The 12,849-nt window shown below is 36.7% G+C and carries 12 protein-coding genes; 7 read left to right on the top strand and 5 right to left on the bottom strand.

Annotated features, from left to right (window positions below):
* Both G580_RS10310 and G580_RS11975 read left to right on the top strand, forming a co-directional pair.
* The coding region (locus tag G580_RS10310) for an integrase catalytic domain-containing protein (RefSeq protein ID WP_156874799.1) at positions 1-271 on the top strand (271 nt) is incomplete at its 5' end.
* A 50-nt stretch (positions 272-321) separates the two neighbouring features.
* Positions 322-444, top strand: a complete 123-nt coding sequence (locus G580_RS11975; protein ID WP_083960818.1) for an integrase core domain-containing protein — start codon at positions 322-324, stop codon at positions 442-444.
* Here the strand turns inward: G580_RS11975 and G580_RS0106565 are convergent.
* The 3 genes from G580_RS0106565 to G580_RS11475 are packed head-to-tail and all read right to left on the bottom strand — an operon-like array spanning position 433 to position 1,073.
* Complete coding sequence (locus tag G580_RS0106565; protein WP_156874798.1) at positions 433-786, bottom strand: hypothetical protein; 354 nt, start codon at positions 784-786, stop codon at positions 433-435. The genes G580_RS11975 and G580_RS0106565 overlap by 12 nt on opposite strands.
* A gap of 15 nt (positions 787-801) precedes the next feature.
* Positions 802-924, bottom strand: coding sequence for a hypothetical protein (locus G580_RS11865; protein WP_281168583.1), 123 nt, complete (start codon positions 922-924; stop codon positions 802-804).
* Complete coding sequence (locus tag G580_RS11475) at positions 921-1,073, bottom strand: hypothetical protein (protein WP_156874797.1); 153 nt, start codon at positions 1,071-1,073, stop codon at positions 921-923. The genes G580_RS11865 and G580_RS11475 overlap by 4 nt, the downstream gene beginning before the upstream one ends.
* 190 nt (positions 1,074-1,263) lie before the next feature.
* Here G580_RS11475 and G580_RS0106555 point away from each other — a divergent pair, with 190 nt between their 5' ends.
* The 5 genes from G580_RS0106555 to G580_RS0106535 are packed head-to-tail and all read left to right on the top strand — an operon-like array spanning position 1,264 to position 7,640.
* Positions 1,264-2,556, top strand: coding sequence for an adenylosuccinate synthase (locus G580_RS0106555; protein WP_028841517.1), 1,293 nt, complete (start codon positions 1,264-1,266; stop codon positions 2,554-2,556).
* Positions 2,557-2,565: 9 nt separating this feature from the next.
* On the top strand, positions 2,566-3,957 hold the full coding sequence (locus G580_RS0106550) for a biotin carboxylase N-terminal domain-containing protein (protein ID WP_028841516.1): 1,392 nt from the start codon (positions 2,566-2,568) through the stop codon (positions 3,955-3,957).
* 5 nt (positions 3,958-3,962) lie between these two features.
* Entirely contained in the window at positions 3,963-6,182 is a 2,220-nt protein-coding gene (locus G580_RS0106545; protein ID WP_083960829.1) for an acetyl-CoA carboxylase carboxyl transferase subunit alpha/beta, read from the top strand.
* Positions 6,183-6,192: 10 nt separating this feature from the next.
* On the top strand, positions 6,193-6,852 hold the full coding sequence (locus G580_RS0106540; RefSeq protein ID WP_028841514.1) for a biotin/lipoyl attachment domain-containing protein: 660 nt from the start codon (positions 6,193-6,195) through the stop codon (positions 6,850-6,852).
* The gene (locus G580_RS0106535; protein WP_028841513.1) at positions 6,840-7,640 is read left to right on the top strand and encodes a biotin--[acetyl-CoA-carboxylase] ligase; all 801 of its coding nucleotides are present in this window, start codon (positions 6,840-6,842) and stop codon (positions 7,638-7,640) included. Before G580_RS0106540 ends, G580_RS0106535 begins: the two co-directional genes overlap by 13 nt.
* Here the strand turns inward: G580_RS0106535 and carB are convergent.
* A complete protein-coding gene (carB, locus tag G580_RS0106530; RefSeq protein WP_028841512.1) occupies positions 7,628-10,882 on the bottom strand; it encodes a carbamoyl-phosphate synthase large subunit in 3,255 nt (1,084 codons plus the stop codon). The genes G580_RS0106535 and carB overlap by 13 nt on opposite strands.
* Before the next feature lie 49 nt (positions 10,883-10,931).
* Positions 10,932-12,740, bottom strand: a complete 1,809-nt coding sequence (locus G580_RS0106525) for a SurA N-terminal domain-containing protein (RefSeq protein WP_028841511.1) — start codon at positions 12,738-12,740, stop codon at positions 10,932-10,934.
* Positions 12,741-12,849: the final 109 nt, after the last annotated feature.

The following is a 12,849-nucleotide window of genomic DNA, read 5'->3' as shown; positions in this document are numbered from 1 at the left end:
TAGATTAGTTTCTGGGAGGGTAGTCAGGTTGTTTAACGTGATAGATGTTTTTAGTCGAAGAGCCTTTGAGCCGCTGGTTGATTATTCACTGACTGGGAGAACAGTTGCTGAGTATTTGGACAGGCTTTGTGAGATTTATGGGTCACCGAGGATTTTTAGGCGGGATGATGGGCTTGAGTTTAGGGAGAAGGAGTTTAGCAGGGTGATTAAGAAGTGGAGGATTGAGGAAGAAGTGATACCGCCGGGGCAACCTTTTCACATGGGCATATAGAGAGTTTTCATCGGAGCATGAGGGAGGAATTGCTTGATAGGTAGAAATTTGTGAGCCTTGAAGAAGTTCGGGAAATAGTGAAGAAGTGGGTGGAGAACTACAACAAGCAGCGTCCTCATTCAGCTCTTGAATATAGGGCACCAATGGAGGTGTGGCATGTTTCAGAGGAGTAGTGACATAAAAGGTGTCTCAAGATGGGGACATCTCAAAAAATACTCCTCATCACTAAATAAATCCAGCTGCTTTTTCTTCTGCCTCAACACCACAAGCCTAAACGCTCCCTCCCTTTTGTTCATCACATGTACCGTCTCCCCTATCTCCCTTTCTGTCTTTATCCCATCTCTATCCCTGTATGGCCTCCATTCCCTTATCCTCTTTATCGCCTTCCTTACCGCTCTGTCTAAATCTGCTACTATACAAAATGTTACCCCTCTTTTCATCAAATAATTTAGCACCGAAGAACTGTAATACTCAGAATCAAGCGATGGATGCACTATCCTCTTGCCCTCAGGCAAAACCTCAAAAGCTGCTTATATCGCCCTTACATGTCCGTCATGCCTATTGCCTTCCTTAAACTCATGATAGACTATCAAAGGTATCTCTTTAAATGCCGTAATCATGGGTCTATATTCACGAAATCTCTTGCAAGTCATCTTGGCTGTCTTTTTTTCTGCTTGTATATTGCCAGGCGGTGTAAACTCTGTTTGAACCAGGTAAAGGCATCAACAAAAGCAAGCCCTGAACGAGAGGTTAGGTTTTCGTTAGTTCTAAGTATTTTGAAGTTAAGAGAGTTTTGAGGCATAACGAAATCCTCTTAGGTTTAGGGAATTTTCACCTAATGGGTGATATTATAAATCGTTTAGACAGATTGGAAAATGGGAAAAACATGAAAGGAAATTTTTATCGGCAAATTAGGGGACAAGTGAGAGGATTTACATTAAAACTTTTTATGTTATAATCTAATTTTTGGGAAACTTTACAGGAGGTTAAGGATGCCCACCTTGGTTGTGGTTGGTACGCAATGGGGGGATGAAGGTAAGGGAAAGGTGGTTGATGTTCTTACTGAGCAAGCAGATTTTGTGGTTAGATTTCAAGGAGGAAACAACGCAGGACATACTTTAGTTATCAATCAAAAAAAACATATACTTCATCTTATCCCTTCTGGGATTTTCAGACCCAATACGGTTTGTGTTATCGGAAATGGAGTGGTTGTTGACCCAGAGGTTTTGATAAACGAAATAGAAAAGTTAAAAAAGGAAGGTTTAGACCTTTCTCCTAAGAAACTTGTAATAAGTGAAAAAGCTCAAACCATCATGCCTTATCATAAGGCATTGGACATAGCAAGAGAAGCCAAAGCTGCTCAAAATAAAATAGGGACTACCTGTAGAGGAATAGGCCCTTGTTATGAAGATAAAGTAGCGAGAAAAGGTTTTAGGTTGATAGACCTTACGTATCCTGAAACCTTCAAAGAAAAGCTAAAAAAAGTTTTAGAGGAAAAAAACTTTATGTTAAGTTATTTAAACGCAGATCCTTTAAGGTTTGAAGAAATTTACGAAAAATATTTGGCTTTTGGAGAATATTTAAAACCATATCTTACAGATGTTTCTCAACTGTTATGGAATGCCCAGAAAGCTGGCAAAAATATACTTTTTGAAGGAGCTCAAGGAACTTTTTTAGACATAGACCATGGTACCTACCCTTATGTGACCTCTTCTAATACTGTAGCAGGAAACGCCTGCTGCGGAAGTGGTTTAGGTCCTACAGAGATCAACTCAGTTTTAGGAATAGTCAAAGCTTACACCACTCGAGTAGGAGAAGGACCTTTTCCTACTGAACTGCATGATGAATTAGGAGAGCTTTTAAGAGAAAGGGGGGTAGAATACGGGGCCACCACCGGTAGACCAAGAAGGTGTGGATGGTTAGACTTGGTGATGGTAAAAACTGCGGTAAGACTAAACGGTATTACTAACTTAGCTATTACTAAGCTTGACGTATTGTCTGGGCTCAAAAGCATAAAACTCTGTGTAGGGTATAAATATGAAGGTCAAACCATAGATTTTTTTCCATCAGACCTTGAAAAACTTAAAAAAGTGGAACCTATATATCAAGAACTCTCTGGATGGGAAGAAGACATTAGTCAATTTAAGGATTTTGATGTACTTCCAGAAGCAGTCAAAAATTACATTAAATACATAGAAGAGTATCTTGAAGTTCCTATAGCCCTTTTATCCCTTGGTCCTGAAAGAGAGAGTTGCTTTTTGTTAAAAAATCTTTTTAATAAATAGGTATTGTTTATGAAAGAAAAGATTTTGATTGCTAACAGAGGAGAGATTGCCTTACGTATAATGGAAGCTTGTGAAGATTTAGGGGTTGATTATGTTGTAGTTTATACTAAAGAAGATGAAGAGTCTTTACATGTAAGATATGCCAAAGAAAAATATCGTATCTGTGATTATCGCGATATGAACGACCTTTTGGCTGTAGCAGACGAGTCTGGATGTACGGCTGTTCATCCAGGATATGGATTTCTTTCAGAAAACTTTCGTTTTGCAAGAAGGGTAGTAAAAAGGTCAAGACCTTTGATTTTTATCGGGCCTTCCTGGGAGGCGATAAGGGACTTAGGGAATAAACTTTTTATGAAAAAACTTGCGAAAGACCTTGGTATCCCTGTTATTCCAGGGACAACAGAGCCTGTCTACAATGAAATCGAGGCTGAGCTTAAAGAGGAAGAACTTTTAGAAGAACTCGGTTCCTTAGGGGTTCAAAAACCTTCCCTTCTGGTAAAGGCCGTGGCTGGTGGCGGAGGAATGGGAATCGAAGAGGTTAAAAGTTTGGAAGAACTTAGGCCTACTTTTAGAAAAATCAGGGCTTATGCCAAGAGACTGTTTGGAGACGAAGGAGTTATCATAGAAGGAAAGATCCCAGTTTTTCAACATTTAGAAGTTCAGCTTTTAGGAAGTAAACATGGGGAATATGTACACTTTGGAACCAGAAACTGTACCATTCAAAGCCCTTATAAACAAAAAAGGATCGAAATAGCCCCAGGATTTTCCTATCAAGAAACCTACAGTTTTGACCCAAAAAAAGTAGAAGAAGAAATCATTAATTATTCTATAAAACTTGCTAAAGCCTTTAACTATGATAGCGTAGGAACCTGGGAATGGTTGGTTACTCCCGATGGTAAGTTCTATTTAATGGAGGTTAATACCAGGATCCAAGTTGAAAACGAAATTTCTGCTAAGATCTCTTTTATCGAAAATAAACAGGTTAACCTTATAAAGGAACAGATAAGGGTAGCTTTTGGAGAAAAATTAGGATATTCTCAAAAGGACATCGAGTTTAAAGGAACAAGTATAGAATACCGTTTGATCGCAGAAGACACAAAAAAAGGTTTTATTCCTTTAAGTGGAACTATAACCCAAATTAGCTGGCCAGAATTGCCTTGGCTTACGATGAGAACCCATGTACCTCAAGATAAACCCTACGCCATTCCTACTCAGTTTGACCCAAACCTTGCTTTAGCTATCGTCTACGGAGAAACCTTTGAGGAAACCAAAAAAAGAGGTTTAACCCTCTTAGACCAAATAATCATACAAGGGATTACCTCTGACGGAAAAGAGTTAAAAACCAACATTTCTTTTTTAAAAGAAAAAACAGAATTTCTTTATAAATTTCTCGAGGCTTAAGGCCTATGCAGATAGAACTATATAAAACCTTAAAGAACCTTTTAGAAACAGCTACTTACATCAGGGACATCAAAGGAGAAGACTTTTTTGGGATAAACTCACTGATAAATAAAATTTCTGAGGTTTATGATAATTTTTATCAATACGAACCATCCTATTTAGAAGATTTTGTAAAAAAAACCAAAGAACAGCTTGATATCCTTTTAGAGCAAGGAGAAAAAACTCTTACCCCTTATGAAATAGTAAAGATAACCAGGCATCCTCAAAGGTTTACTTTGCAGGATATTTTAGAAAACGTTTATGACTCCTATATGGAACTTGGAGGGGAAGGAGAAATAAATATAGATCCTGCTATAGTATGTGCTAAGGCTATGCTTGTAAGAAAAGTAGGAGACGAAATTTTCTTTCATCAGGTAATGGTAATAGGCCACGAAAAAGGACACGGAGAGGAGTTTAGAGAAGGAGGTAGTGCCAAACCCTGGGGTAATGAAAAGGCCTTGCGTTATATGAAAATGGCGGAAACAGAAGGGATTCCCATTCATTTCTTTATCTTTACTCCTGGTGCCTATCCTATCGAGGATTATCCAGGAGCTGCTCAACAGATTGCCAAAAATCTTTACTATATGGCAAAACTAAGAGTACCCACCATATCCTTTATTTCCGAAGGAGGTTCTGGAGGAGCTGAAGCTATCGGTCTTGCAGACATGAGGTTGATGGCTGAAAAAGGCTACTACTCTGTCATAAGCCCAGAAGGAGCTGCTGCGATAGAGGCAAAAATAAGTGATGGGCGTCCTCCAAGAGAACTAGTAGAAAAATGTGCAAAAGCTCTTAAGCTTACCGCAAAAGATAACCTTAAGTTTGGAAACATAGATAGAATCGTTCCAGAACCATTACTTGGAGCCAGAAGAAAGGACTATGAATTTTTTAAAAGATTAAAGATTGAATTGATAAGAGCGACAGACGAAGTTATCCTTCAAACAAGAAGTATTAAATTTTTAAGAAAATATGCTGCCTCTAAACAAGAAACAGAAAATTTTAAGTATTATGTAAACTGGGATTTAGACGAAGATGAGATAGAAATCCTAATAGAAAATCGATATAAAAAATACAGAAAAATGACCCAATGGGCCATACATGAAAATAAGACTCTTTTCAAATCTTTCTTTGACTTAGGACATAACTTAAGCGTAAAGTTTAAAAACGAAATAAACTACAAAATTTTAAAACAAGGTCAGAAAACGTTTAAAAAGTTTTTAAACGAACTTACCAGTGAATCTACCTTGCTTTTAAAACCTGTTTCTGACCCTATAAAAACGGTATATAATCTAATCGTAGGAAAAAAAACCGGGCCTAAGCTTTTAACCCCTTCTTTACAAGATGATGACATTCCAACCTACATAAGTCCTTTAGGTTTAGAAGACAAAACGATTACTTGCCCTCAAGCTGAAAAATATGGTTGTCCTGACCTCTGGGTCCCAGACCTTTACGGAGAGTTTTGTGGGGTTTGTCCTAACTGTGGATATCATTTTCCTTTAGAGTATAAATGGTATCTTAACAACATTTTTGATAGAAACAGTATCCGCACCTTTAACGATGAGATTGCTTCAACTAATCCATTAGAGTTTGAAGGATATGCGGAAAAACTAAAAGCAGCAAGAAAAAAAACAGGACTAAATTCTGGTCTTATATCCTTTGAGGCCAAAATTGGTGGTATCTCTTTGATAGCGATAATGTTGATAGCTGAATTTAGACAAGGTACAGTTGGGGTAGCAGAAGGTGAAAAGTTTATAAGAGCGATAGAATTAGCTAAACTTACCAGACGTCCATTTTTAGCTTTGGTGCATACTACCGGAGGTATAAGGATACATGAAGGAACCCTTGGAGTGGTACAAATGCCAAGATGCACCATGGCAGTAAAGGATTACGTAGATGAAGGAGGGCTTTACATCGTTGTTTATGATAACAACTCCTATGCTGGACCTGTAGCCAGCTTTTTAGGAGCAGCACCTTATCAGTTCGCTTTAAAATCTACTCGTTTAGGATTTGCAGGGCCTCGAGTGATAAGAGAAACCACAGGACAAGACGTTCCTCCAGATTATCATAGTGCAGAAAACGCATTAAAAAGAGGGCATATCCAGGGTATTTGGGACAGAAGAGAACTGAGGAAAAAGCTTTTTACCGCTTTACTTACGATGGGAGGCAAAAATCTATACTACAGGTGGTAGGTAATAAACCATGAAGATCGAGTACGAACACCTTAACGTTATTCTCCAAAAGTTTAAAGCCAATCCCTATAAAATTTTCAAAGTAAATACCATACACACCGGCTATATAAGAGAATTTTTGGTAAAAGAAGGAGATGAGGTAAAAGGTCCTTCTGGTAAGTGGTTAGAAAAACCAGGTACCCCTCTTTTTGTTTTAGAAAGGGAAAAAAATTTAAAGACTATAAGAGCTCATATAAATGGATGGGTACAAAACTTAAGGACAGACCTTTTAGGTAGGTTTGTTGAGGCTGAGGAAACGATACTTGAGATTAAACATCCACTTTCTCAACAGGAGATAATTTCTGAAATTTTACTTTCTGCCCTTTACCTTGTAAAAGCTCCTGAAACGGCAAAGTATGTATTAAGTCCTGGATTAGCAGCTAAGATAGAAAAAGAAGGACTTCATAAAGTAAGGATAAAAAAAGGAGATGAGCTCTTGATCATGACCTTTATGAAGCGTGAGACCCCTATTCTTTTTAAAGAAGATGGTGTTTTCTTAATTTACAATATCTATTTTAAACCTTTTCAACTGGTTGAAAGGGAACAACCTTTAATTGGGCTTTGTCCTGAAGAACAACTCCCTTACTTAGAAAAGATAGTTTCCCGTATAAAAGAAGAGTGGCCTATTTAAATCCTTCTTTTAATCTTGATTTTTCTAATTTTTTTCCAGAAATAGGCCAAGAAATCTGGCATTTTCCTATCCTTCCTCGAGCTATGGAAACAGCTAAAAAGTTTATAAAACTATATCCTCGTACAGCCAACGGAAGGATTATACGAGCAGACATGCTTCTTGAGGCTAAAGGTAGGTTTAACAGAAAATGGTTTGCTGAAAAAGGAGGACTCTGGTTATCCTTAAGCTTGTACGATGAGTTTTTCGAAGAACATGTCTCTTTGATATCTCTAATACCTGGTCTTGCCATGGTAAGGTGTGCTAAACATTTTGGGATTGCTCAAGCTAAGGTTAAATGGATAAACGACCTTCATATAAACGGAAAAAAACTGGGTGGAGTTTTGATAGAAAGGTATAATGAATGGTATATTATAGGATTAGGTATAAACGTAAACAACCCTCTTCCTAAAGGTATACCCTCGGAAAGTTTTGGCAATTTACTAAAGAAAAAAGTCTCTATTTTAGAATTGTTAGAAGTTTTAGTCTATTGGCTAAGATATTATTTTGGTTTTTTAAGATGGTTTGAACAAAAAATCCGGGAGGAAGAGCCCGTAACTAATCTGGTAATAGAGGATTTCAAGCAATTTACAGATACCTTAGGAAGGTGTGTAGGCTACGGATATAACATAGACCTGGATGATTATCTTATAGCTCAAGTAACTGAAATTACTCCTTATGGGAGTTTAATCCTAAATTCTGAAGAAGGTCTTATCGAGGTTTCAACTGGAGAAATCCTTTATCTTTTATAAAAACTATAATCAAGATAGCTATAATATTTTTGTAAAGAAGAAAAAGAGAAAGATTTCATCGTTAGCCGTTTAATGCTTTCCACCATAGCCCTGGCACAAGACAAAGTAGTAGCATAAGGAATGTCTAATTCCATCGTATACCTTCTGATAAGATAGGCATCTTCTTTGCTTTCCTTACCTTTGGCTGTATTAATCGCAAGCACTATTTCTTTATTTTTAATAAGGTCTAAGATGTTAGGTCTTTTTAGATCTGAAATCTTGGGTACTTCTTTTATTTGTATTCCAAAAGAGGAAAGAAATTTACAGGTCCCCTCTGTACCTATCAAGTTAAAACCTAATTCTTGTAAAGTTTTAGCTATTGGTATCGTAAAAGGTTTGTCTTCATCTTTCACCGAAACAAACACCGTACCAGAGGTAGGAAGCTTCATCCCTGCAGCAAGCTGTGCTTTGGCATAAGCTAAAGCTGGATCCCAATCTATTCCCATAACTTCTCCTGTAGACTTCATTTCAGGGCCAAGGATTACGTCTACCTTAGGGAATCTTTTAAAAGGAAAAACCACTTCTTTTACACAGTAATAAGAAGGCACCACTTCTTTCGTAAACCCTATTTCCTTTAGTGAATAGCCCAACATAATCCAAGTAGCAAGTTTTGCCAAAGGTACCCCAATAGCCTTAGACACAAAGGGTACCGTTCTTGAAGCCCTCGGATTAACTTCTAAAACATAGATTTCGTCTTCTTTGATAGCAAATTGAATGTTTATCAAACCTTTTACCTCTAATTCTTTAGCAAGCATTTTTGTAGCTTCTTTGATTTCGTTTAAAAGTTTAGGTGGGATATGAAGAGGAGGTAATATACAAGCAGAATCGCCAGAATGAATACCTGCTTCTTCTATGTGCTCCATGATACCTGCTACTACCACCATTTCTCCGTCGGAAATAGCATCGACATCGATTTCTATAGCATCTTCTAAAAACTTATCGATTAAAATCGGATGTTCTGGGTTTACCTTAACAGCTGTAGCTATAAACTCTTTTAACTCTTCTTCAGAATAGACTATTCTCATCGCCCTTCCACCTAACACATAGGAAGGACGGACAAGCAAGGGATAACCGATTTGATTAGCCACTTTGATAGCTTCTTCTTCGCTATAAGCAGTACCTGCTTTAGGTCTTCTAAGATTTAACTTTCCAAGAAGCTGTTCAAATTTCTCTCTGTTTTCTGCTCTGTCTATGTTTTCAGGAGATGTACCCAGTATCTTTACTCCTGCCTGGTAAAGCGGTACCGCAAGGTTAAGAGGGGTTTGCCCTCCAAACTGAACTATTACTCCGTCTGGATTTTCTTCTTCATAGATGTTAAGGATATGTTCTAAGGTTAAAGGCTCAAAATACAACCTGGTTGAAATGTCATAGTCAGTAGAAACTGTTTCAGGGTTCGAATTGACCATGATAGCTTCGATACCTTTTTCTCTTAAAGCTAAAGAGGCGTGAACACAACAGTAATCAAATTCTATACCCTGTCCTATCCTGTTAGGCCCTCCACCTATGATCAGAACTTTTCTATTTTTTGTAACCCGGTTTTCATTTTCAACTTCATATGTAGAATAAAAATAAGGGGTATAGGCTTCAAACTCAGCTGCACAGGTATCTATAAGTTTAAATGTAGGCTTTATCCCTAAAGATTTTTTGTATTCTCTTACCTTTTTAGGATCAGTATTGGTAAGAAATCCGATTTGGTAATCAGTAAATCCCATTTGTTTGAGTTCCCTTATCTCCTCTGCGGTTAACCTTTCTAAAGTTCTGCCTTTTATTTCTTCACTTTTGTCAAAAATTTCTTTTAAATGATATAAAAACCATGGATCTATCCAGGTAAGCTGATAGACTTCTTCTATGCTAAAACCTGACTTAAAGGCCTCTCTTATGTAAAACAATCTTTGACTGTTAGGTTTGATTAACTTTTCCTTGATGATTTCTTTCGGAAGTATAACGCCGTTGTCTGAGGGAGATTTTCCATCAGCCCCAAATCCAAACCTTCCTATCTCAAGCCCTGCTATAGCCTTTTGTAAAGCCTCTTTGAAAGTTCTACCTATGGCCATCGTCTCACCAACAGAACGCATAGAAGTAGTAAGCTCGTCTGGAGATTCTGGAAATTTTTCAAAGGTAAACCTAGGTATCTTGACCACCACGTAGTCGATCGTAGGTTCAAAGGCTGCTTTTGTCTCTTTAGTGATGTCATTAGGTAACTCGTCTAAGGTATAACCTACAGCCAGTTTGGCGGCAATTTTGGCTATAGGATAGCCTGTAGCTTTACTTGCCAAAGCCGAAGACCTGGAAACCCTGGGATTCATCTCTATTACAACCATCTCTCCATTCTTAGGGTTAACCGCAAACTGAATGTTTGACCCTCCAGTTTCTACCCCTATCTCTCTGATGATAGCCTGTGCAGCCGTTCTCATCTTCTGATATTCTACATCGGATAAAGTCTGTGCAGGGGCTACAGTAATAGAATCTCCAGTATGAACTCCCATAGGGTCAAAGTTTTCTATAGAACAAATGATGACCACATTATCTTTAAAGTCTCTCATCACCTCAAGCTCAAATTCTTTCCATCCAAGAACCGATTCCTCTAACATTACTTGATGAATAAGAGACATCTCTAAACCTTTTTCTGTGATTTCTCTTAGCTCTTCTATGTTATAGGCTACCCCTCCTCCTGTTCCGCCTAACGTAAAACTTGGTCTGACTATAATAGGAAAACCAAGTTCTTTGGCTGCCTTTTCTATTTCGTTTAAAGAAGTGATTATGAAACTCTTTGGTATTTTTAATCCTATGTTTTCCATCGCTTTTCTAAAAAGTTCTCTACTTTCAGCTTTTTCTATAGCTTTAGCATTTGCTCCTATCAGCTCAACGTTATACTTCTCAAGAACTCCTTTTTTAGCTAAAGCAAAGGCAATGTTTAAACCTGTTTGCCCCCCTAAGGTGGGAAGTAAAGCATCAGGCCGTTCCTCCTTTATAATGTATTCTACTACCTCAGGAGTTAAAGGTTCTATATACGTGTGATCTGCCATCTCAGGATCGGTCATGATGGTAGCTGGATTAGAATTAACCAAAACTATCTCATAACCCTCTTCTTTTAAAGCCTTGCAAGCCTGACTTCCAGAATAGTCAAACTCACAAGCCTGCCCTATAACAATAGGCCCTGAACCTATGATTAAAATCTTTTTTATGTCTGTCCTTTTAGGCATAAAACACCTCTTTTTATATATTTTTTAAATTTTTCATAAAAGGTATCAGCTAAAACTTCTCAAATAAAGTATAAGTTTTTATCTTAGATTTTTTTAATAGTTTTTGATACCATTCCTTAAACCACTTGTCTCTTTTTTGATTTAGAAGAACCAAGGATGCCTGTTGAAATTCTGTATCTTCAATAGTGCCGTTAAAATTTTTAATGGTTTTTATGCCAAAAATCTTAAGGTTTCCTCTGTCCCACACGATATTGTCTATTACTTTGGGAGAGCCTATGTTAGCAATCAATTGGGCTATGTTAGAAGAAAATGTTTGAGGAATCTCCATCCTGGTTAAACGATATTCTTTGGTCTGGAATCCTTCATTTTCAAAAACTTCCTTGGTTAGATCTGTTTTTGATTTAACTTTTTCTAAAAAGGCTTTAGCTTTTTGCTCACACAACTCTTTTCCTTTGCTGTTAAGATAGTCCTGCTTAACCTTTTCTTTTACTTCAGCAAACTCTAAGGACCTTGCGGGTTTTTTATCAATAATTTCTAAGATCATAAACCCTTTAGTGGTTTCAAAAGGAGCAAAAAATTCTCTTTTCGGGGCTTCAAAAACCTTTTTGGCAAGTTGAGGATTTTGAAACTGGTCTAAAAATTCTTTTTTGGTTAACCAATTGGTTTCAAAAAGTTTGCTTTTATTTTTTTCTGCCCATGTCTTTAATTCATTTTCTTTCATAATTTCAGAATAAATCTTGTTAGCCTTTTCCTGAGTAACCTTTCTTGTTTTTTCTGTTTTTAAAAATTTATAAATATCCTCTCTTACTTCCTCAAAAGAAGCTATTCCTTCTGGCTTGATAGCCTCAACTCCTATGATTAAATATCCCGAAGAAACCTTAAAAGGTCCTAAAACCTGCCCTTCCTTGCTTTGTTTAAGTGCAGTTTTTATTTCTTCTGACAATACCCCTTCTTCTACCCATTTAGCAGGAACCTTAAGGTCCTTGGCATGTTTTGTTTCTTCTATGATTTTTTGAGCTTTTTTTAAGGAAGTATCATCTGTGGCTTCAACCAACAAAGTTTTAATCTTAGCACTAAAAGGCCTCTTAAAACGATCTAAATTTTGTTCATAAAACCTTTTAAGCTCAGCCTCTGTTACTTCTGAAGAAGTGTCATAAGGAATAAAAAGATAAGCCAGCTTAATCTTTTCTTCTTCTTTATAAATATCTCTATGGGTAAGATAATAATTTTCCAAGTCTTTTTCTGTATGATTAATCTTTTCTATACAAGCTTTAAGGGGTAAAATACCTTCTAACAACTCAATTTCCTGTTTTGCAAACCTCAAATAATCTTTAACTTCTTCTTCTGAAACCACAATAGGAGTTGTCAAAAGAAGTTTTAATCGTTGTTGCAAAATGTCATAATAAACAAGTTTTTCAAAAAACTTTGGGGTAGTACCTAACTCTCTTAATACCATCTGATATTTTTGGGGATTAAACCTTCCGTTTTCTTGGAAAGATGGAATTTGAGCTATGCTAAGGCTCACTTCTTCTGGTAAAATCTTGAGACCTATTTTATTAGCATAATCTTCTAAGAGTTTTAGTTTGATAAGTTCATCAAGGACTTCTTTTTTTAGATTAAGTTTTTTAAGGTCTTCTTCGCTAATTTCACCAAAGGTTTGCTTTAAACGAAACAACTGAAAGTTGTAAAACTCTTGAAATTCTTTGCCTGTGATAGAAATCCCGTTTACTTTAGCAACGAGGTCTTTTTCTGAAGTAACGAAACTTCCGATACCCCAAAAGACAAAAACAATAATAATTACCGCTAAAAAGATCTTAGCAAAAACTGAAGTAGCGCCTTTTCTTAAAAAATCAAACATAAAACACCTTATAAAGTTTTTATAAATATACCAAAATTTTTTGAATTGTCAAAAAATTTTGGAATCAAAAACACAAACTAAAAAGGATAAAAATCGATAGAAATTTTAA

This window comes from Thermodesulfobacterium hveragerdense DSM 12571 (assembly GCF_000423845.1).
Taxonomy (GTDB): Bacteria; Desulfobacterota; Thermodesulfobacteria; order Thermodesulfobacteriales; family Thermodesulfobacteriaceae; genus Thermodesulfobacterium; species Thermodesulfobacterium hveragerdense.
The sequence above is the reverse complement of the archived record's forward strand: the minus strand, read 5'-3'. Positions and strand labels throughout refer to the sequence as shown.